The sequence below is a fragment of the Streptomyces sp. NPDC002730 genome, assembly GCF_042888805.1.
Classification (GTDB): Bacteria; Actinomycetota; Actinomycetes; order Streptomycetales; family Streptomycetaceae; genus Streptomyces.
Map to the genome: position 1 here is coordinate 219,754 of NZ_JBIAQG010000017.1, position 21,844 is coordinate 241,597.

Annotated in this window: 12 protein-coding genes; 3 read left to right on the forward strand and 9 right to left on the reverse strand. The window is 67.9% G+C overall.

The genetic code is table 11. From position 1 onward, the window contains the following. Positions 1-14: 14 nt before the first annotated feature. Genes ACFYXH_RS36530 through ACFYXH_RS36545 form a run of 4 tightly spaced genes read right to left on the reverse strand, consistent with a single transcriptional unit; the run spans position 15 to position 9,436 of the window. Positions 15-5,372 (reverse strand): SAV_2336 N-terminal domain-related protein, encoded by a 5,358-nt coding sequence (locus ACFYXH_RS36530; protein WP_389572460.1) that lies wholly within the window; start codon positions 5,370-5,372, stop codon positions 15-17. Then, on the reverse strand, positions 5,365-6,375 hold the full coding sequence (locus ACFYXH_RS36535) for an AAA family ATPase (RefSeq protein ID WP_389572463.1): 1,011 nt from the start codon (positions 6,373-6,375) through the stop codon (positions 5,365-5,367). Before ACFYXH_RS36535 ends, ACFYXH_RS36530 begins: the two co-directional genes overlap by 8 nt. Continuing rightward, positions 6,372-8,471: a hypothetical protein gene (locus tag ACFYXH_RS36540; protein ID WP_389572466.1), complete on the reverse strand. Its 2,100-nt coding sequence runs from the start codon at positions 8,469-8,471 to the stop codon at positions 6,372-6,374. The genes ACFYXH_RS36535 and ACFYXH_RS36540 overlap by 4 nt, the downstream gene beginning before the upstream one ends. Continuing rightward, complete coding sequence (locus ACFYXH_RS36545) at positions 8,468-9,436, reverse strand: hypothetical protein (protein WP_389572469.1); 969 nt, start codon at positions 9,434-9,436, stop codon at positions 8,468-8,470. Before ACFYXH_RS36545 ends, ACFYXH_RS36540 begins: the two co-directional genes overlap by 4 nt. Positions 9,437-9,555: 119 nt before the next feature. On the opposite strand from ACFYXH_RS36545, the gene ACFYXH_RS36550 reads away from it, so the two are divergent. The 3 genes from ACFYXH_RS36550 to ACFYXH_RS36560 all read left to right on the forward strand — a co-directional run bounded on the left by ACFYXH_RS36550 (position 9,556) and on the right by ACFYXH_RS36560 (position 14,121). Continuing rightward, the gene (locus ACFYXH_RS36550) at positions 9,556-10,035 is read left to right on the forward strand and encodes a hypothetical protein (protein ID WP_389572472.1); all 480 of its coding nucleotides are present in this window, start codon (positions 9,556-9,558) and stop codon (positions 10,033-10,035) included. A 1,437-nt stretch (positions 10,036-11,472) separates the two neighbouring features. Next, entirely contained in the window at positions 11,473-13,500 is a 2,028-nt protein-coding gene (locus tag ACFYXH_RS36555; protein WP_389572475.1) for a DnaB-like helicase C-terminal domain-containing protein, read from the forward strand. Continuing rightward, entirely contained in the window at positions 13,501-14,121 is a 621-nt protein-coding gene (locus ACFYXH_RS36560) for a hypothetical protein (RefSeq protein ID WP_389572478.1), read from the forward strand. Between the two features lie 837 nt (positions 14,122-14,958). Here ACFYXH_RS36560 and ACFYXH_RS36565 read toward each other — a convergent pair. The 5 genes from ACFYXH_RS36565 to ACFYXH_RS36585 all read right to left on the reverse strand — a co-directional run bounded on the left by ACFYXH_RS36565 (position 14,959) and on the right by ACFYXH_RS36585 (position 20,781). After that, on the reverse strand, positions 14,959-15,534 hold the full coding sequence (locus tag ACFYXH_RS36565) for a hypothetical protein (protein WP_389572480.1): 576 nt from the start codon (positions 15,532-15,534) through the stop codon (positions 14,959-14,961). Between the two features lie 558 nt (positions 15,535-16,092). Next, positions 16,093-16,905 carry a TIGR02391 family protein gene (locus ACFYXH_RS36570; protein WP_389572482.1) on the reverse strand — a complete coding sequence of 271 codons (813 nt, stop codon included), beginning with the start codon at positions 16,903-16,905 and terminating at the stop codon, positions 16,093-16,095. Between the two features lie 197 nt (positions 16,906-17,102). Beyond that, positions 17,103-17,627 (reverse strand): hypothetical protein, encoded by a 525-nt coding sequence (locus ACFYXH_RS36575; protein WP_389572485.1) that lies wholly within the window; start codon positions 17,625-17,627, stop codon positions 17,103-17,105. Continuing rightward, positions 17,624-19,645 (reverse strand): hypothetical protein, encoded by a 2,022-nt coding sequence (locus ACFYXH_RS36580; protein WP_389572488.1) that lies wholly within the window; start codon positions 19,643-19,645, stop codon positions 17,624-17,626. Before ACFYXH_RS36580 ends, ACFYXH_RS36575 begins: the two co-directional genes overlap by 4 nt. A 758-nt stretch (positions 19,646-20,403) precedes the next feature. After that, the gene (locus ACFYXH_RS36585) at positions 20,404-20,781 is read right to left on the reverse strand and encodes a hypothetical protein (protein ID WP_389572490.1); all 378 of its coding nucleotides are present in this window, start codon (positions 20,779-20,781) and stop codon (positions 20,404-20,406) included. Positions 20,782-21,844: the final 1,063 nt, after the last annotated feature.

Genomic DNA, 21,844 nt, shown 5'->3' on the forward strand with positions numbered 1-21,844 from the left:
TCGTCCCGGCAGCATTACACCGGAGGTGGCGTCACAAGCTTCGTAGCGCGGGAGTCGGCGTCTGCTGCATAGCTCAGGACTGGCAGGTCGTGGTCGGGCAGGCCGGTCAATTCGACGGCGGCCCGGCTGAGGAGGTGAGCGGCCTGGACGGACTGGCCATCAGCGATGGCGGCGTAGAACCGGGCGGTGTAGGTGATGGCGTCGCCGTCACCGATGGAGTCGGACATGCCGATGACGAACGGGACTGTGTCGACGAGGCGGGTGATCTGGGCTGCGGAGTAGGAGGTGTTGAGCAGCACGATCAGCGGCTTGTCGTCGACGGTCGCGACGGTCCGTGCGAAGGCGTCGGCGCTGAGGACGGCTTGGTCGTGGAAGCCGTCCTCGTCCTGCTCGTAGGCGGTCGGGTCCTGTGTGTGGTGGCCGGTGAAGTGCACGACGTGCGGGCGGAACCGGCTCAGTGCGTCCAGGAACACGTCGGTGGTTGCAGCCGTGTGGGCTTCGAGCTCGATCAGGTCGCGGTGCGTGGCACTTTTCACGGCCGCATGGATCCTCTGCTGCTCCCGCTCGACTCGCAGGTCGTCGTCAGAGGCGGCGCTCAGCAGCAGTACTCGCAGTTTCTCCGGTTTTGGGGCCCGAACCTCCGTGAGCACGGTGCGTACGTTTCCCTTGGCCGTCGGCAGACGGTTCTCGATCGCGGCCTCACTGGCAGCAGTGCGCCGTGCGGCCTGTTCCGCCTTGGTGAGCTTGGCCGCCAGGTCCGCCGCCTCCTTGGCGTACCGGGCCACCTTCGCGCTCCAAGTGCCCGCCTCGCGGCTGGCCTTGTTCGCTTCGTCCTCGTGCCGCTGCGCGCTGCGCAGTCTGTTCGACCGGGTGTTGGCGTTGTTCGTCCTGTCCGCGGACGCCCGCTCTCTTGAGGCCAATGCTCGTCGGTTGGCTTCCTTTCTTCGGAATTCGCCTGCCTTCTTCTCCGCATCGTCGCGGCCCTTATTCTTCTTGTCCAGCTGGCTCCGGTGGTAACTGACCGTGTTGGGCATACTCTTCGGTGTCGAAACAGCGGCGAGCGCTCCACCCAGCTGCTCAGTGGAACCCTCGTACAGCCAGCCGGCTTCGGGATCCGGTTGGGAAGTCGGTTCGAGCGGCACAAACCGGCCCTCCACGGCCGGGTCCAGCCTTCCCGCCGTCAGGGCACGCAGGGCGTTGGACATGGCGAAGTGCACGGGTGAGTCGGTGAAGCGCGCCGCCTGGTGCAACTGCTCCCTCAAATATGTGTTGCTCGCAAGCCGAACCGCCTCCGACACGGCTCCACCGGTAAGACCAAGGTGAGTGTCCGTCACCTCACCCACAGAGGCCCCGACCCCGAGCGTCACATCATGATGGCCGGCGACAGCGGTCTGCAGTTCGGCGAGCACTCGGCCCATGTCCTGCACGGCCGTCGGGCCGTCCAGTGTCACCAGCAGGTCTGCTCTCGTATCAGCCGCCGCTTCCTCGGCGACTACCCCGTCAATACCTGCGCGGCGCATGAGCGTGGTCAGAGAATCCCTGATGGCGTGCGCCAACTCGAGTCCTGTGCGGGGAGCATGGGTACTCCTGCGGCCACTGACAATGTGCGCTTCAACGGCAAGGCATACGGTAGAGGGCCTCATTGAGGAATCGGCAGGCGGCTCGCTTCCTATGTCCTCCAGCTCATACGGCGTGGTCATGAATGCCGCCAGTGTCCGGCGAAATCCCTCGTCCTGGAGGAGGAAACCCGCGTTCACTGCCATGAGCTGCGGGCGTTGTAGATGCCGCAGGACGACCATTCCCACGAAGAAGTCGTCGCAGGAGACCAGTGCACCGGACGTTACAGCCAACACCCCTGCTGTGACGGGCTCTGTGACTTCGATGGTGAGCATCACTGCGGGGGGCTGTGCCTGCCCACGTAGCTCAGTCCGTTTGCCGGACCGCCCGAAGCTGGTGATGCGCACGGGTGACATAACCCCCCTGGGCATACGCCCCCACTTCAGCCTGGATGGCAGGAGACGTTCCCAATCCTCGCTATCGAGGATGTCTTCGTCCGTGACTACCAGGGCGGCGTCCAGGGCCCCCGTCCCCTTCCACACGGTTCGGCAGGTGATCTCCGTGCCGTCCGTGCGTGCGATTCGCAACCCCGCGGCATTCGCCATGTGGGCGCACGTCAGCACGAGACGGGGGGTCAGCATGATGCCGGCGGTGTGTGTGTCCGTGCCGTTCGCCCCTCTCACTATGACGACACGCGGGGACTGATCGAAAGCCCGTGATCGGTTCGTGGCCGGGGGGTCGGATGCCGTCTCGGTGTCCGTCGGCAGATCCGGGACCGGCTGTTCCTCACCCACCCGGCGGCTGCCATCTGCCGCGTCGGTGACGCTGCTCCGCATCTGCTCCCTGAGGCTGTCGATGACGAGAATCTTGGCCGTCTCATCAAGGGTGATCATGGAATCGGAGCCGAGCCGCGGGAAGCCGTGCTCAAGATGGTCGAGCAGCTGCCTGCCCGTCAGATCCGTCATGGCCCGGAACTGGTAGTCGAGGCGGACCTCCTTACGGTGGCGCCCGATGAAGTCGAGCACGGTGAGTACGGGCTTGCCCGGAAAGCGTGGAAGGCCGGCACTCAGTTGCCGCACGAACCGAATGGTGCTCCGCGTCGGGTGCAGCAGGAGCAGTGTGTCCACCTCGGGAATGTGGACGCCTTCGCTGAGCACGTCCACACAGAAGATGGCCTGCAAGCCGCCTCTTCTGAGAGACGAAAGCGTCTCCTGACGTGTTGCCAGGCGATCCCTCGCAGTGAGAGTAGCGGCAGGGAAGCCGGCGTCACGGAAGCACCGAGTCATGAATTCGGCGTGTGCCACGGACTCACAAAAGCCCACGGCGCGCATGGCCCTCACGTCGGGAACTGTGTCCCGGACAGCGCGGATGACCAGCCCTGCCCGCGCGTCGTCAGCAATCAGCAGGGCGTTCAGCGAAGCCCGGTCGTACCATCCCTGCTTCCAGTCCAGCCTTTGAAGGTCGGTGCCGTCCGCAAAGCCAAAGTAGTGGAGGGGAGACAGCAGACCACTTGCCAGGGCGTCCGGAAGACGCATCTCCGCAGCGATACGACCTTCGAAGAATTCCTCATGGATGCCGGGGCCGTTCGTCCGCTCGGGAGCCGCCGAGAGGACGAGCAACTCCCTCGGCGCGAAGCGCCCCAGGATGTTGGCGAACGTCCGCGTTCCTGCTCCGTGGGACTCGTCGATGACGATCACATCGAAGTGATCAGGTGGCAGCTTGTCCATGACTCGTTCGAGGGACGGCCACGTGGCGAAGACGTGATGCCCACGCTTGAGGGTCCCCGCGCCGTGCAGGGTCTCTCCGAACTGTGGGGTTGTGAGGACGTCTTGGTAGGTCTGGCGCGCCTGGTGCACTGCTTCTACCGAGCCCGCGACGAAGAGCAGACGCAGGTCTTGCTGGTGCTGCTCGCACAGGTGCTGGTAGTCGAAGGCGGCCATGACGGTCTTGCCGGTGCCGGGGGGAGCGACGAGGAGATTACGGTGCTGGTCGTGGAGTTCGCGCTTGGCGTTCAGACGGTCAAGCATGTTGCGCTGGTGGGCATGCAACATGACCGCCCCGTCGAACTGGGGGCCGTGCGGGGCGACTTCCACATCGGGTGCAGGCTCGGGGGGATCGTCCGGCACCGCTGGGGCGGGGGTCTGCTGGGCGTCGCCCTTCTCGTCATCGCCGGACCGAGCCGCGAGGCCGGAGTAAGGCTCGGTGGGCTCGACGCCCAGGAGACGCGCCGTTGCCGCAGCCGCTTGGGCGACAGGCCGGAGCCCGGTGGGCAGCATTTCCTGGCTTGTGGGTGAGTGAAGCGCAGCGACGATTCCGTGCGGGGCCTGAGGGTGAGCTTTGAGATGGTCGGTGAGGGCGAAGTGGGTGTCCCATGCCTGGTCGCGGCTCAGCAGCCCACGCAGGTGCTTCGCCGCAGCCGGGTGGAATCGGTACACGATGTCTGCCCTGTCGTGCCGTGTTGCCGTGAGCAGTCCGGCGGTGAGGAACTCTGCGGTGTCGGCCAGGGCGGCTTCGGGGACGATGCGCTCACGGAGGACGTCGAGAACGGGGAGCGTGAACACGTCGAGTGATGAGGCGGCGATCGCCAGTCGGACGGCGGGGGAGTGCAGGTTGTGCGTGAAGGCTTGGGCCGCGGCGGTGACGTGTGCGTCGGTCGCCAGCGCATCGGGCGGGGCGGCGCTGGGTCGTCGACTGCGGTTCCTGGGGGGCACTCGCCCGGAGGCCGGGACGAGGACGGCTTCGCAGCCACTGGGGTCGGTACGCATCACGGCGCGTGCCCAGGCGAGGATGTGCTGGGCATCCATCTGCAGCACGGGCAACGCCTGCCAGGGCTGCGTCCCTGGGGCGTCGTCGCGGAAGAGGCGGGGACGGCGGTAGGCGAGGAGCCGTCCGGGGGATGCCGGGACCGAGGCGGTTGCGGTGGTCCGGGGCAGGTCGAGGCCGGAGCGTTGCCACAGGCGTTTGGGAAGCGGGTTGATCAGGGCCACGGGGGCCGTCCGCCCCCACGTGTGGAGCGTCTGCCACAGCTTGCTTCGGCGCCAGGCGGGAGCCGCGCAGTCGGAGACGACGAGCAGGAGCCGGTGGGCGGGCTGGCTGTGGCGGGGATCAGACGGGTCCATGGGCAGAGGCCGGCCGTGGTGGTCGCGCAGTACGGGTTCGGCCTGCGGTGGATGCTCGAGGTGCCACACGCGGATGCTGCGGAAAGCGGACAGAGTGCACAGCATCTGGGTGAGGGCGAGTGAGGTCTCGTCCCAGACCGTCATGGAGGTGCCGCGGTCCACGACCAGGACGACCTCCAGCCAGGGCTCTCCGGCAGGCGCGAGCTGGGGGACGAGCACACCGGTTCGCGTGTAGTGGTCGACGGTGGCGTCCAGGTCGAGGCGCTGGTGAACCCGTGACGGCCGAAAGCGGCGCAGCGGGCGCAGGGCACGGCCGATGTCGAGAGCGTTCGGCAGGGCCGGGGCGCGGCCGATACTCAAGGGGCTGCCGGGGATCGAGTGGCTGCTGCTGTCGTCCTTCAGCCAGACCGAGGCGGCCCCCAGAACGCCTGCGTCCGAACCGGGTTCAGGGGCCGGACCAGCGCAGGAGTCGTCGGTGTCCGCTTCGGGCTGCAGGGGCGCATCTGCGGGTGACTCTTCGGCGGCCGAGGGCGGATCGGCGGGAATGTCCCCCATCCGGCTGGCGCCGGATCTGGCGGCGGCGAGAACAAGAGCGTCGAGAGCCTCCCGGATGTCCCCCTCCGCGCTGGCGTTGATGTCGTCCAGGCCGGCACGGGCCAGGGCGGCCAGCAGCTGTGCGGCCCGATTCTCAGCCACGCCCGAGCCCTTGGAAGAGCAGCTCCTGCAACCGCGTCCGCTGCCCGTCGTCCTGGATGCGGTCGCCACGCAGAAGGTGAACGGCGCTCAGCAACTGATCGACGGCGAGGTTCTCACCGCGGTTCAGCCGGTCCACGAAAGCGCTCACCAGGGTATGGGTGGTGTCTTCCTCGACCTTCTCCAGGTGGGCCTCGACGATGCCGGTGAGGGTCGAGACCGTGAGCGCGGGCATGTCGAAGCGCACACAGCGCCGCAGAAAGGGGGCGGGGAAGTCGCGCTCGCCGTTGCTGGTGAGGACAATGACCGGAAACTCCGCGCACTCCACCAGCCCGTTGTTGACGTCATGCCGGATACCGGGATCGGCGGTGCGGACGGTGACGTGACTCCTCGAATGCCGGGCCAGTTCGGGAATCTCGAAGCGCCCGCGTTCCAGAACGTCGAGGAGGTCGCTCGGCAGGTCCAGATCGCTCTTGTCGATCTCGTCGATCAGCAGGGCGCGGGGGAGAGGGCCGGGCAGCAAGGCAGTGCCGAGAGGGCCGAGTTGGACGAAGTCCCCAATGTCGTCGCGCGCGGACCGGGTGGCGCGGCGCGCAGCCCGCCCGTTCTTGGACGTGGCGGGACGGTCGATGGCGCGGAGGTTGTAGGCGTGGATGCGGCCCAGGGCGTCATAGCGGTAAAGCGCGTCGGCGAGGGTGCTGCGGGAGGTGATGTGCCAGCGCAGCACACTCCCGAGCCCGAGTTCGGCGGCGATCTGCTCGATGACGGAGGACTTCCCGGAGCCGGCCGGCCCGGTCAGCAGCAGAGGCCGACGCAGATGGAGCGCGGCGTTGACCGCGTCGACCAGTTCGGGGTCCGCCCGGTAGGTGCTCGCCGGGGACGGTGACTGCACTGCGTCTGCTGCGCCTGCCGTGCCCGTCGGCGCGCGCCACGGAGGCGGGGGAGGAAGCCTCTGAGGCTGCTCAGGAATGCTTCCCGTACCCGTGTAGTACGGAGTCCAGTTCATGCTTGCTCCTTCGGCGTCACGTCTTGCGGGGCGACGACCGCCCGGCCGGCGCGTCGTTGGCAGAAGTCCTGCCAGTGCGCGTCGTGCCATGTTGTGCGAATGTCAGCCAGATGACCGGGACTGCCCTCGCCAAGGCTGTTCTCTAACCGCTCCTGGAAGGCGCGGAGGAGTTTCTCCGGCAGCGACTGCCAGTGCTCCGCGACCGCATCCTGCAGCGCCCGTGTGTCGTAGACGCTCCCATGCCGGGGCCAGATCAAGGCCGGGGTGTGGATGAGGAGTTCCTCCAGCATGAGGTCGAAGTCGTTCTCCGGCAGGGTGCTCACTCCCCATACACAGCCGCCCATACGACGACGGCTGAGTAACTCCTGCAGCGTCTCAACGCTGCTGAGGTCATCGGAGTCGAGCCACGACGGTCCGGATTGGGCCTTGGTCTGCAAGGAGGACAGCAACTGGCTGCCAGCGTGCAGCATGTCATCGAGGCGCACGCCGGGCGGGGGTGTCAGCAGACCCGACCAGCGGGTCGTGACGTCGTAGTCGACGCCCAGCATGCGTCTGCCGCGGACCACCCGCCATTCCTCCGGAGGGGAATCCAGAAGCAGAAAGGTCGGGACCGACACATCAACCGGGACCAGCCGCTCGCCCGCGGCCGCCAGCCTGGACAACGCCCAGCCCAGGGCGTCATCCAGGGCGGACACCAGGGCACCCGGCCCCGGCCCGGACCCGCACGGGAACTCTGCGGTGTGTACCACGGCCGAGCCGAAGAGAAGCGACGCCTCCACACGGACGACGTCCTCACCGCCGTCGTCGGCGGCCACCAGGACCAGGCGGGGTGTTGCCCCGCTCAGTTCGATCAGCCGGCTGTTCAGAGCAGTGCCGACACCCGATTTGGCCGCCCAGACGGTCAGCTGCCGCGGAAGAACATCCCGGGGACTGATCAGGTGGGCAAGGGCGGCGACGAAATGCACCAGCGTCCGGCTCTGTCCCGCAGGGGCGACGGCCGACTGGCATAGGACCGCGTACTCCACCATGTCACGCAGGGAAGGGCAAGGCAGTTGGACCACCACCTCCAGCGGGAACCCGGCACGCGCCGCTGCCCTGCGGAGCAAGTCATCGGTCAGAGCGTCCCCGAAGGTCTCCTCAAGGACGGTGACGGCTAAAGCGCAGACACCCAGATCACGCTTGAACTCCACAACCCGTTGGACTGCGGTGTGGCCAAGGCGTTCTGGCTCCAGCCCGCCGAGCCAGCCCTCGAGCTGTTCCCGGCTGTTGATGCCTTGCGTGCCTTGCAGCGGATTCAGCAGCTTGTGCAACCTCTCGCATGCCAGGGAACTGAGAGAGTCGGCGGAGCGTCGCACGCCGGCTCGGACGTTGTGGGCCAGCCACAGCGATTCACCGGACGTAGGGGCGCCGTCGAACATGAAGCCGCCGGGCTCCTGGGTGCGGATACGGCTGCGTAGTTCCTTGATCAACTGGTCGTCGACGGCCAGGAACTCGCCGGCATTCGGCATCCCGTTCTCCAGCAGCTCGGCGAGCTGGACACTCAGGTTCATGTCCCAGGCCGGCAGGTGGGCGGAGGCGGCGAAGAGAAGCGACAGACGCAGGCTGCCCTGCTGGAGCCCGGCCGTCGCGGACTGTGGATTCACCAACGAGGCGGCCGCTTGGCAGGTGTCGACGACGGCTATCAGACCACTGGGTCCGGTCTCGTTCGTCGCCGTGCCGATCGCGGAGGGCACATCCAGCTGGTGGATCGCTCCATCCTGCGTGCTGCCCGATGTGACGAAGTACAGCGGGCCACCGCAGCCACCCATTCCATGGCCCAGCAACGCCAGGATCAGGGGACCGCCGTCGTCCTTGGCCCGGCCGACGGCGGTGGCGAGGGCCTTTTCGACAGCCGGTTTGCCCAGGGCGGTGCCCACGAGTAGGGAACCTGTTTCGCCCTCACCGCGGTCGAGGCAGGCACCGAGATCCGGGTCCACCAGTGCCCGGTGCAGGCGGCGCGCCGCGGCTTCCAGGCCCGGCAGTTCCTCCGCGCCGCTGCACTGAGCTCCGACCACCAGCACATGGCGCGATACCGCTGATGCGGCAACGCCTCTCACGGCAGAAGAGCCTTAACGATCGGCCCGGCCACCTCCGCGTGCTCCAGGTACTTGGTAGCCGTATGAGTCCACACCCCACCGGACTTCACGGGCGCTGTCTCCGCCTTCACTCCTCTGCTGCTCGCCGCGATCCAGTCCGCCAGCCGTGGACGTCCGACCACGACGTCGTTTCGGTCCCAGAAGTTGTGCCACGCCCCCACCTCTTCCGGGCAGGACGGCGGCCGCGGCACCAACCGCTGCAGGACCACGCCGCCGAGCGCGAGAGGGGAGCCGAGCGTCACCCACAGGGCCACCGAGCCCTCGTACTCGTGCAGGGCTTCGTAGGCCACGACGGTGCCCAGGGAGTGTGAGACCACGACGAGGGGACGAGCGGGATCCAGTCCCTCCAGCACCCGGGAGCGGATGGCCGAGCCCAGCGCGGCCCTGTCACCGTGCCGGTTCAAGTAGCGTGCGACTTGGGAGAGATGCAGCGCGAACGCCTGACCATTTGCCCATTGCGCACCTTGGCGAAGACCGGGCAGCTGGAGCAGCGTCGTGGTCACCCAGACCAGTCGCCGTGCGAACTCGCCCACGCCCTGCGCACGGCTGCCGGATGAGAGCGCCTCGACATGGTGCCGGGCCTGTTCGATGACCCTGGCGTCGCGTGTACCGGTATCCGGTGGATACTGCTCGGCGAGCTCATCCACCATCGCCTCCAACAAGCCGGAGAGCACCTGCTCTTCGGACGGGTCCAACTCACCGCCCGCCGCGCCTCCCTGGGCCCCTCGGATGTTGAACAGATCGCTGTAGTCGGCGAAACGCACATCCGCCAGCCAGCCTTGGGTGAGTGCCGAGACTAACTCCGCCCGTCCGGCGGCCCGCACGCCGGTGGCCAACGCCCGGAGCCATTGCCGTCGTTCCGCCTCCGCGTTCCGGAGTCCGCCGATCCCATGAACGAACACGAGCTGCGGATTCGCCGTCCCCACCACGAGCCTCCCCCGGCCTTACTGTGCGAAGGCCATCCTGCCTTGTGCGGGCCAAGGAAGGTACTTGAAGCGCCCAAGGAACACGCGTGAGAGTCGCCCAGGCGGCCAGGACGTGCTCAGTGATTGTCCGTGTGCGGGTACACGGGGCGTGGCAGCGGCTGACGCCAGTCGCCCAGCGTCGTGAAGAGAAACCGGCGGGCGAGGGAACGTATGTTGTCCCACGCCGGATCCGTGGCCAGGGTGGTGCCCCAGAGGCCGGCGCGACAGGCGGCATCGATCTCGCCGAGGCGACAGCCGACGGCCTGAAGATCGCGTTGATTCCGGCGTTCGAAGACTCCGCGCTCCGCGAGCCCTTCGGAGATGCGGCAGAGGAGCTCGACCTCTTCAACGACGGACTCCGTATCAAGCTCACGCTCGCCGATCCAGACAAGCTGATCCTGGGTGCTGGCTGCGAGGAGGGCCATCCAACGCAGCGTCCAGGTACGCATGTGCATGTCGCCGAGATGGTTCACACCTGCATGATCGCACTTGGCTCCCGCCGGATCGTGTTCGATGGCAAGGAAGGAGGACAATGGCCGGCGCGGTGCCCGCGGCGTTGAAGCGCGAGTGCTGCTGCCGCAATCGAAGACCGCCGAGCAGGCCGCCCTCCGCCCTCCGCGCTCAGCTGAAGGCCATGGCAGAACCTGTCACCCCGTCGCCGCTCGCGCCTGACGGCTCCCGAGCCGACGGCCTGCCGTCCTCCGCCACCGTCACCCTCCGGAGACACCGGTCCCGATCACCCGCGACTCTCCAACTCGGCGTTACATAACTCCGACCAATATTATGTACCGTCACCTATACTAGGTGGCAGCGTTACATTTTTTGATGGCGCGGTCGCTTCGCATCCGCTGGCGGCCGCTTCCGGCCGACTGCACTTCCCCTCGCAACCCGCTTGCCGCTTCTGCTCTTGGAGTCCCCGGGTGTCCTCCTCGCGTTCATCCCACACCGCCGGTGAGGCGTCTTCCGGCGCTGCCGTGCCGGACAACCCCGCCCACACTGCCCCGCCCGCAACCCCGGCGGAGCCGTCCGACCGGGCTCCGAGCTGGGCGGGCAACTGGCCCCTGAGTTTTCCGACGCCTCCCACTCCGTCCGCAGCGGCCAAGGCAGCCTCTGAAGACGCCGGCCGGCGACACGGTGAGGACAGTCAACCCGAGTCAGTTGAGGGCCCGTTGGATGAGCCGGGAACAACCTCCGCTGCCCCTGACGCGGAAACACGACGCGTCCTGGCGCGTACCGGCCCAGCGACGCTGCACGAGGCGCGCAGCACACTCCGGCAGATGATCGACGCTGCCGTCGAAGGGCAGCCCACGCCCCTGACTCGCGGCCCGCACCATGCGCTGCTCACCACCCCAACCCACGCAACCGAGCTGGGCTGGGACCTCACCCAAGCCATCACCCACAGCTTCGCGGACGCCCGCAAAAAGCTCGGGGATCTGATCCAGTACGGTGCCGAGGGCCACCCCCAGGTGCTGTGCCGTCACAAGACTCCCGTCGCCGTACTGCTCCCCGCAGCCGCGGACGGCACCCCCACCCTGCCCGCACCTCAAGCCGAGCCCGCACCCGACACAGCAGCTCCGGCTGCAACAGCAGCCCCGGACTCCGCCACAACACCCCCTGAGGGCCAGCAAGCAGTCCAGAACCCCCTTCCGACCACAGCAGCAGCCGAAGCCGTCAAAGACCTCGCACCCGCGCCGACAACTACCCCTGCCGAAGCGGCGGCTGCACCCACCACGTCCTCAGAACCACAGCCGGAACCGGCGCCAGCAGCCCAAGAAACGCCTGCACCTGCCAATACACCCCCCGCCTCACCCGGCACTTCCCCAACCACACCGGTCCCGCCGACCACCCCCATCGGCCCGCCAGCCGCTACCGCTCCAACCCCCGCCACCCCCACACCCAGCACTCCGACACCCCAGCACCCGGCCGCACCGCCGACCACCCTTCCGGCAGCCTCCTCGACCACGCCTGAGCCGGGCCCGTCGGCCCCCACTCCCGCCATGCCCGGTACCGGCCACGAGACGGCCACCCCGGCCAGCTGCCCACCAGCCATCACTGCGCCGCGCACCCCGCGGCGCCTGGCCGCACTCGCCCAAGCCCTCGACACGGTCCTCCCCACCACCGCCCCCACCGGTGAAACCACCACACCCGCACCCCTGATGGGCCTGTCGACCGGCATCCGCACCCTGGACGACGCCCTCGGCGGCCTCCAACCCGGCCGCTTCTATCTCGTTGCCGCCGCCCCAGGCGCCGGGTCCAGCCTGGTCGCTACCGCCGCCGCACGCACCAGCGCCCTCGACCAGCACCAACCCGTCCTGTACGCCGCCTCCGGACTCACCCGCGCCGACATCGCCGCACGCATCGTCGCCGCGCACTTGCCTGTCGACTACCGTCGCCTGCGAGCCGGCCGCCTCACTCCCACCGAGCAGGACGACACCGCGGCCCTCCACCACCACCTGGCCTCAGCCCCGCTGTACATCGACGACGGCACCGACCTGACCACCGACGCGATCGCCGAGAGCGTCCCGGACCTGCCCGGCCTAGCCCTCGTCGTGGTCGACCGCCTTCAGACCACCGAAGACCCCCGGCTGCCGCTGTCCGGCCCGGCCCAGATCACCGACGCCGCCCAGGCCCTCGCCCACCTGGCCCGCACCCACGAACTCCCCGTCCTCGCCGCCGTCGACACCGACGACCCCCAGCTGATCGCCGCGCTCAGCCTCGACATCACCATCACCCTGACCCGCGACGCCGACCAGATCCACACCACCATCACCGAACGCGACCTCGGCCCGCAGGCCACCCTCACCCTCCACGCCGACCTCGCCCACGCCCGCATCACCGACCCCACCCACCCCTACACCAGCCCAGCACCGCAGACACCCCCGGCCATGACCCCGCACACCCCCGCACAGACCCTGCAGGCGCCTCGCCAAGCCCCCACCAGCCCACCCCCGGACCCCGCGCCCACCCGGCCCGCCCCGACGGCCCACACTGCCGCCACACCCAGGCCATCGCCCCGCCGCGCCGCCTCACCCCCGCCCGAAGGCGGATACGCAAACCGGGACTACAGCTACTTCACCGGCATGATCACCCGCGCCGTCGACGAAGCCCTCCACGACCACGACGGTGACATCACCGCCGCAACCGAAGCCCTAGTGAAAAAGGCAGTCCCGAATGCAATGGCCCTATTCGAGGCAACCCGCGTCGGCGGAAATTACGAGCACACCGTCTACCCGGAAACCCTCGAATTCCTCCGAAAGAAAACCAAGGACGGCGCCGACGAAATCTGGGAAGGCCGCCACAACTGGACCAACACCCACCTCATGGACGCCCTCCAAAACGGCACCCACCCCCCGATCACCGTCAACGCCCTCGACACCAACGCCAGCTTCCTGTCCGCCTTCAAGACCCACCTGCCCATCGGCGCCCTGATCCACGACCCCAACGGCGGCTTCGACCCCAAACGCTCCGGCATCTACCGCCTCCCCACCCGCCCCACCTGGCACCACCCCCAACTGCCCGACCCCATCGGCAACCGCCGCGAAGACGGCCCCGTCCTCCTCGACGACGCCACCATCCGCCTGCTGATCCGCTGCGCGCGGCTCGGCATGTGCGAGGCCCCACACATCACTGAACGCTGGACCTCCGGCGCCAGCGAGGGCCTACTGGAAAAATTCCGCCGCGTCCTGACCGAGGCCCGCGAAAACGCCATCAAAGACGACGACACGGTGACCATCGAATACATCAAAGCCATGTATTCAAAATTCACCTCCACCATCGGAGAATCAAGCGTCAACCGCGACATCCGCCGACCCGACTGGATGCACATCATCCGCTCCCAGGCATTCGCAAACCTCTGGTATAAATCCCACCGCGCCCACAGCAACGGCCTGACCGTCGTCCGCGTCCGCGGCACCGACGAACTCCACGTAGCAGGCGACTGGCGCACCGTATTCACCGAAGGCCGCCTCACCACCCAGATGAAACAAAAAGACCAATACCACCTGCCGAGGAAGAGCACCCGATAGATGTCGACCGACGGATGGAAAAACTTCGGCAACTACGGCGCAGACCGCGACCCCGGAAACGTCCACGGCAAAATCGCCCTCGCCCGCGCCCTCGAAGACGCCCTCGAACGCATGATCATCGACGGCGGAATCAAATCCCCAGTCGACACCCGCCGCGGCCTGAAAGCCCGCATGCGCTACCTCACCACTACCAAAGGCGGCCCCCAAGCCCTGACCGACGCCGGCATCCACGCCACCCCCGCCACGATCCGCGCCTGGACCCGCGGCACCCAGCGCCCACGCCCAGCCAACCTCGAAGCGATCGACACCGCCTACTGGAACCTACGAGCCCACAACGTCCTCACCAACCCCGGCGCCCTCAAGCAACACCTCAACCGCAACGGCCGCGGCACCCGCATCGAGATCCACCCCGTCAACCAGACCGTCGTCGACGAACCACGCCGCCGCGACAACCTGAGGATCCAGCACCGCCAGGTCCGCTACATCTGGGACGACGCCGTCGACGCCCTCGTCGCCAGCGACCTGCACACCCTGGAAGACCTCTGGGACGACGTCATCGCCGAACTCGACTCCGACTGGGGCGCCTACACCTACGTCTCCTACATCGGCATCGGCGCCTAACACGACCGCCCGCCACTGGCCAGGCCGGCCCAGAGCGGCGCGCGGCGCCCCGTAAGACTGATGGTCTGCGGGGGAGCGCAAGTTGAACGTCGTTGTCTGAGCGTCAGTTGACACTGACGGGCGGTGCTCACTCGTTGCCGGCATGAGTGACGAAAGGCCATGTCATTCTCACGCCGACCACCACACCCTGGAGGAGGCCGCCCGCTGCGCACTCACCGCAGCCGACGTCGCCGCTCGCGCGGCCGCTTGACGAGGGCGCGCAGCTGCTCGATCGGCGCAGAGCGTGCGGTGGAGGGTGGGAACACAGACGAGGACCAGGTGTCGCTCCCTGTTCGCCGACCGCCGTCGTGGCTCAGCCTGCGCCGTGTACCCACTCGGCCTGGTGGTGTGGGAGGCGAAGGGGCGAGCGGACCTCGGGTCGGCCCGAGGCGGGCCCGGCCCGAGGTCGAACACCCATTGCTCTCAGGGAGTTGAGCAAGACGCTGGTCGACGACGTCGACCCGGCCCGGGCCTGAAGCGCCCACCAGTCCGTCGTACGCCGTGCCGGAACGGTCGGGCGGCTGGCTGTGGACACGGGAACGGGTGTCGTTTGTTGACGACTTCGGGAGTCGCTCGCGTATCGCCGCCGTGATCAATGTCGATGAGTTTGGGAGTCGCTCATGGGGGTCGGACACACTCACGGCTTGTCATGCTTTTGCATAGACATGCAAGCTGTGGAGAACGTGCGGTGTTGACCCGCCGAGCAGGGCGTTGTCCAGGTCAGTGACGGGTGGGTCGATGCTCCAATCTCTGCCCCCGACCGCAAGGTAGCTGTCCAGGGATAGGGGTTCCGAGCCTCTACAGCCGGTCCCGCCCAGTAACACCTGTGTACCTCTTCAATGATTGGAATGCCGCCTGGACGACGGGATCCGGTTCTGGGATGGGCTCCCCCCGCCGGTATGCCCCCAAGCACTCCAGTGCGTCGCTGCAGATACGCGCGTCGCGCCTGTGGCTGGCTGCAGCCGACGTTTCTGTGGGGAGGGTATAGATCATCCTGATGTCCACCAGGATGCGCAGCCGCAGGGGAGCGTCAGGAACTCGCAGCATCGCGAGCTCGATTCGCTCGCGGCGGTCCTGCATGAGATTGAAGCGTTTGATCTTCTTCTGCTTGGCGAGGGTCGTCGATCTCCAGAAGGCGCCTGGCGTTGTGCGGCGAGTGTCCTCCGCTGGCCAGTCGTAGCTGCCCGCTTTTAGGCGGATGACCTTCTGGATCTCCGCGAACTCGGTCATGACCAGGTCAACAGCTGCCATAGCCATCTCTGTCCGTGCAGTCTTCGCATGCTGATGGTGCTCCCAGACCGTGCCGACGAAGGTCGCGGCCCCGCCCACAAGAGCGCCGCCCACGGCGAAGATCCCTGCCGTCAGATCGCTCATGAGCTGCGTCCTGTCGCTGACCGCAGCCTGGCTTCCGCCCCGGCCTGGGCTGGCGGCTGGCCGGGATGACGGTCACGGTACGACGGCGATACGGCGACTGTGGGGGGCTGATATTCGGGGCTGTTTGGTGGGACGGGCAAAGGCTCGAAAGCGCCGGTTGCACGGTTCACCATGACCATCACGCTCAAGTGGGCCTCCGACGGCTGGAAGTTGCGCGACCTCTGGGATCCACACAGCACAGCGCGCTTGGTTGTCCGCCTTGCTCTGCGACACCCTCCCGGCGGCTTTCCGGGGGAGAACGACACCCGGATGCGCTCGGCAACGCCATTGTGTAGCTCGCGGCTGGGGACAGAGGTAGGAGTCCTGGTCCGACACAGCAGCTGAGCGAAGCTCGGGGTGGCTACCTCCCGTTCTCGTGAACACCACCTATTCGCGAGAGCGTACGACTCCCAATTTCAGGTCAAAACGACGTCGCTACTCACGTACAAACCAGGCGGCAATACGGGCCCTGGTCGACAGGCCGCTTCGTGGCTGCGTTGATGGCAGCTGCGGCTGGCCTCAGGGCGTGACGTGCGCGCCATCGAGCCGGCGGTGCACCATCGACAGCGTGGTCAGCAGTTCCAGCAACTCCTCGTCGGTGACCGTGCGGTGAAGCCGCGGCTCGTGCGCGGCTGGGTTGCGGTACATGCTGAACAAGCCCTTGACCAGGTTCGCGAGCCCCTTCTGCTCATCCAGCTCGGGGACGGTGGCATTCGTGTTCACGGCCACCCGGGCGGTGCCCTGGCCGGGCATGAGCACCGCGTCGACCAGCCGCGCCCCGTCCAGGCCCTGGCCGGTGAGCTTCTGCAGCCGGTCGCCCACCGACTTGACCGCCTCCAGGCTGGCGTGGAAGGGGTTCTTGGCCAAGATCTCCAGCGTGCAGTAGCGCAGCACTTCCGGATGTGTGGAGCGCCGGCGCAGCTCGGACCGCAGCGAACTGGCGTGCTGCGCGGCCTGGTTCAGGGTGGCCGCTGCCGCCCCCTTGGCGAGCTTGCCCTCGTCGTTCACCCGCAGCCCGACGTGGACGAGGACCTCGTTGAGGTCGTCCTGCCGGCGCGAGAACGTCTGCGGCTGCTGCGCGTAGCGCACCGGGGCCATCGCCGCGGTGATGAACGCGATCACGCAGTTCGACACCTGCTGGCGTGCCTGCTGCGCCAGCAGCGCCCCGGCCAGCCGGTCCCGCTTGTTGCCGCCCTCCACCTCCGGCACCCTCACGGCCGCCAGCAGCTGCCCGATCTCCCGCCCGGTCAGCCCCTGCGCGGTGTCGCCGAGCACACCCGCCACCGCCGTGACGACCGGTGCAGCCCAGGGCTCGTACGTACGTGCTGTCATATCGTCTTTGCTTTCTCTCGTCCCATGGCCAACCCGCCAGAATGACATGGGCGCGGGAACGACACCTGCCTCTTTCCCCACATGCATCCGCGGGGCCGCTCTGCCCGGCCGGGATTGACCTGCCCCGTGCCGCTGCGCCCCGCACAGCGGCCCCCTGGTGGCGTGGAACGGAGGGCCGCTGTGCGCCTCGATGACGGCTACGCCGGACCCCATAGCGCGCCGCCGGAGCGGATGAACTCCGTCTCCCGGGCGGGCCGGGAGACCAGCGCGGCGGGCGTCTGCGCGAGGTTGATACGCGGGTGAGCGGATCCGTCCACCGGGTTCAGCAGCCGGGCCGTCCACCCCTCAGCGTTGCGGACCACCTCCAGGGCGGCCTGGTCGGCCAGGGGGAGCACGGTCAGCAGGGACCAGGCCCCCCGCCGGAGCACTCCGGTCGTGGGGTGCGCGTAGTGCTCGGCCAGCCGGTCGCCGACCGCGCCCGCTCCCTGGCGGCACACGCTGCCCACATACCGGCACCCGCACCGGCTGTCCCATGCGACATACACCGCGCAGCTCGCCGTCACCCGGCGGCGCACCGCCGCCGGATGGGCCGGACACACCACCACCGGCGAGCCCCCGCGGCCGACTTGGGCCGCGCCGTAGTCGAGCACCGGGCCCATCAGCCGCAGGACCGGCCGCAGCGCCCGGCCGATTGCCGCAGGCAGCGCGAGAGGGGCGCTCACTCGGCACCCTCCTCGTCCTCGTCCTCGTCGATCACGATGATCGAGGTGTCGGCCGGCCCGAAGGCGACGAGTACCTCGTCGAGCTTCTTCAGCTGGTCACGCAGCGCCTGGACTCCGTCGAAGGTGCCGAAGACCCCCTTGCCGCGCTTCTGGCTCATGCGGGCCAGGGCCCGAGCGGCCTTGGACGCGGAGGCGATGCCCTGCTCGAGCTGTCGGCGCTGGCGCACGTCCTCCGCCTCGCGCTCCTGCGATCCGCCGCCCGTCTTGAGCGCCGCGCGGTTCTTGGCGATGGTGCGCTCGGCCTCGGCCGGGTCGGCGGCGTGGACGAGGTCCCACTCGTAGTCGATGATCACCTGCTCACCGGCCTGGTCGAGCACCGGCTCGCCGTCGAGGACCAGCACGCCGTCGACCTCGCGCTCCTGAGTGTGGAACAGCTTCGGCAGCACGGCCGGGTCGGCGGCGACGTGGGCGCAGGCGATGGAGTGCAGCATCCGCAAGCCCCCGGAGGTCTGCGACAGCAGATCCAGCAGCTTCACCGGCGTCGCCCGGAAGGGCGCCTTCCGGCTGTCGCGGTCGGTGCCCTCCTTCGAGCCGCGGTCCCGCGTGATGTAGCCATCGAGGATCGCCGCGCTCCCGCCCAGCACGGTCAACTCCGCCACGGCACCCGCCTCGCCGGCCAGTGCGCGCCCGAGGACGCCGTCGAGCACCTCGAACGCGTCGTCGCCCTTGGTCAGCTCCCACGGCTGCTTCCACACCCGGTCGGTGATCGTGCCGCCGTTGCCGAAGGCCCGCAGCGGCTGCTCGATGCCCTCCTGGCTGCGGTAGGCCGACAGCGCCATGGGCGCCAGCCGCTCACTGACCCGCTGCCGGTCGGCCTTGCCCATCCCGAACTCCTGCTTGATCAGCCGGTTCAGACCGTCCGCGTGCGGCCCGGCGAGCACCGCGTGCTGATGGACCGCAGCCGACCACAGACGGTGCGCCGGAACCCCGAGCAGCTCGTGCATGGCCTGCGCACCCACCGTGCCCGACAGCACCCGGTGCACGTCCGGGGCGATCAGACCCTCGCCCAGGCCATGCCGGTAGACCCGCTGCATGCCCTGCGTGTTCTGCGCCCCCGGCGTCCAGGCCGTGACGTGCACGTGCAGGTTGGCCAGCAGGTCGTCCCGGGCCGCCACCAGGTCCGCCAGCGGCTCACCCCCATCGGCCCGCGCCCCGACGACGACGGTCGCGGGAAAGGCGAGCGTGTGCCCCTCCCGCCGGGTCGCCTCTGTCAGCGTGGACGCCGCCAGGTTCTTACGGGTCCGCGCCGTCAGCTCGGCCACCCGTCGGCGCGCGACCGCCTGCTCCGCACGGCTGCGTCCCCCGGACTGTTCGGTCGAGCCGATGACGGAGCTGATGCAGGCCGAGATCGCCGCCTCGATGTCGCCGCCCGTGCGCGCCAGCCACATGCTCACCAGCCGGCTGTTGCCGTCGCCCGCGACCAGGAAGGTGTCCTCGGTGCCGTCCTCGTACACGATGCGCATCACGAACAGCGTCAGCGGCTCCTTCACGCCTTGCTGGAGCACGCTCTGCGTGTAGTCGTTCTCGCCCTTCTGGGCGTGGAACGTGTTGCGCATGCTCGCGGCGACCGCCTTGGCCAGGGCCTTGCGGTCACGCATACGGACCGTGAAGACCGCGATCGGCCTGGCGGTCTCGGCATCGGTGAGCGTCTCGTACGACGTGACCAGCGACGTGGAGGGCGCCACGTCCATGGCTGTACGCAGCTGGTCCGCCCACCGCTGGTTGATGAAGTCCGGCAGGACGTCGAGGTCTGGGTAGCGGTAGTGCGGCGCGGTCGCATACAGCGTGCCGCCCACGACCGGCTTGGCCGTGAGCAGGCTGACCGGCTCACCGGCGGAGAGCGCCTGCAGCCGCGCGGGGTCCACCGCACCCGAGGTGATGGCGTTCGCCGCCTGCTCGTCCAGCGAGGTCTCGGGGTTCGCAAGCAGCGCCTTGCGCGCCCCGCGGAGCTTGGTCACCGGCTGCGGGTCCGCCACCGGCTCGGGACGGCGCAGCAGGGGAGGCAGGCCGTCATCGGGCTCCTGCCCGTTCAGGCCGTCGAAACTTCCTGGGCGTCGCGCGCAGCAGGAAAGACCTGCGGCAGGGGCACTTGGGCCACTGCTTCCACTGCGCGCCGTCCACAGGGGGCGGCGAGCGCCGTCACGCTCCATCAGCGGCTCACATCTCCGCGACGTCCCGTGCCGACCGGCGTTCCATGGTCCTGGGTGAGCTGCTGGTCAGTCGGTCCACCAGGGACCGAACGCCCGTCGATGACGGATGCCAGCCGCTCTTCATGCCTCAGTTCGAACCCTGCGGCATGCAGTTCCATGTATCCAGAGCGGTGCGCGACCGGCAACGAGTGCCGGCACCCCGAGTGTACGCCCAACCTCCCGCGGAACCAGGCAGAACTGACGCAACCACACCGCGACGGACACAAGCACTGGTCAACCGACACGCAATGCCGGGTTCAACGGCAGCCTGATGCCCCCGGTTACGGCGCGGTCGGTGGCCGTCTGCCGTGTTCACGCGACGGTGAGCCCGAGGCGACGGGTCAGTTCGTCCACGGCGGCGCGTGGTCGGACAGCAGCTGTGTCACATCCTCATTTCGCAGGTTGGGGTGGTGACGTTTGGCGGGTTTGATGACGGTGCCGTTCTGAAGAGCGTCGTGACGACGCCTTCCCGCACGGATGCTCACTCCGGACGGACGTGCCGCATAAGCCGCGGCAGGGCTGTGTCGTCAAGGCGCCGATGGGGGCTGGGGATGCTGGCGTAGCCAGTGCTGGAGTTCACGGTGGCGGTACTGGTAGGCGGGCCCGCTGTAGCGCATGAGTCCTGCGGTGACGGCCCAGTCCAGGAACAGGCCGAGCCGGAACGGCAGGCGGCGGCGCGAGCAGAGCAGGAACATCGCATACCGCCGTGAAGCCCGCGCGCCGACCGTGAGCCCGAGCGCGAGCCCGAAGGTGACCCCGACTACCCCGACCATGAGCCCGAACGTGACCCCGTACGTGAGCCCGAGCGCGAGATCGCGGGCGAGTTGCCTGCGTCCTTGAGGGGTCCTGAACGGGTTCGCCGGACTGGTCGGGCTGCCGGTTGTGATGGCAACTACTCCGGACATGGCGGCAATTACGCTGACGATGGCGGCGCGCATGCCTGTCAGCTGCTGGGGGCTCGCTCGCCTATCCGCGGGGGTATTCATGCACGCGATGCCGTGCCCAACGACAGCGAGGCGCCCGGGTCACCCGCTCAGCGTGCGGGGCCGGGCAGGACGCCACGGATGACCAGCTGCCGCCCGTAGGGGGTGGGCATGGGCTCCATGTGGACGCCGGTGCGCAGCGGCTTCAGCGAGAAGCGAAAGCCCTCGATCGGGCCGTGGCAAATGAACCCCGCCGGTGTATGACGGTCTGCGGGGGAGTGCCAGTTGGACCTCGTCGTCTGGGCGTCAGTGGCGCAGGTGCGGTGCCCTCGTCGTTGGTGCGGACGTGGTGCTCACCCGTTGTGGCATGAGTGACGAAGAGCCATGTCATTCTCATGCCGACCACCACTTGGGCATCAGCGGCGCAGGCGCGGCTATCTGGTTGACACTGACGGGTGGTGCTTTTTTGTTGGTGTGGCATGAGTGACGAATGGTTATTCTCACGCTGACCACCAGAATTGGTACAGAATCCTCAACACTCCATCAGAAATAGATAAGTTATGTAACGCGAGTGGATGCACCAGAAATGTAAGCCACTTTCTTGGCGAGTTGCAGAATCCCTCTGGCAAGTTTTTTTTGATCATCCTTTCCGGGCGTCGAATGCTTCACGAGAGGACCAGACCACTAGTCTCAGTACAGAGAGTAGCCATTACATAAATTATGTACCGTGGCGAGAGCGTTACATAATGGGTACACATTAGGCGAGAGGGGCGGTCCGGAGGGCCTTCAACGGAAGTTAGGTCGACCTTGTTACTAGAACAGAGTGCCCTCCTATAAGATAAAGTCGCAGGTAAGAGATGTGGTACCAAAGCCATCGATGCCCGCGAGCTCCACACTTTATGTAACGGCCAAGCGAGAGGCTGGCTCATTCCTCCTAGCCAGCCATGTAATGCCGCGGAGCGGCGTTACATATTCGTCGCGGAGCGACGGGCAACGCTCCGTCACGTAGTGACGGCGCGTCATGTCTCCGGAGGAGACGGCGCGC

What these genes read in the sequence shown, in the direction of transcription:
- ACFYXH_RS36535 (WP_389572463.1), bottom strand. Translation starts at nt 6,375, where the DNA reads ATGAACTGGACTCCGTACTACACGGGTACGGGAAGCATTCCTGAGCAG.
- ACFYXH_RS36555 (WP_389572475.1), top strand. Translation starts at nt 11,473, where the DNA reads ATGCCCGGTACCGGCCACGAGACGGCCACCCCGGCCAGCTGCCCACCA.
- ACFYXH_RS36560 (WP_389572478.1), top strand. Translation starts at nt 13,501, where the DNA reads ATGTCGACCGACGGATGGAAAAACTTCGGCAACTACGGCGCAGACCGC.
- ACFYXH_RS36565 (WP_389572480.1), bottom strand. Translation starts at nt 15,534, where the DNA reads ATGAGCGATCTGACGGCAGGGATCTTCGCCGTGGGCGGCGCTCTTGTG.
- ACFYXH_RS36570 (WP_389572482.1), bottom strand. Translation starts at nt 16,905, where the DNA reads ATGACAGCACGTACGTACGAGCCCTGGGCTGCACCGGTCGTCACGGCG.
- ACFYXH_RS36585 (WP_389572490.1), bottom strand. Translation starts at nt 20,781, where the DNA reads ATGTCCGGAGTAGTTGCCATCACAACCGGCAGCCCGACCAGTCCGGCG.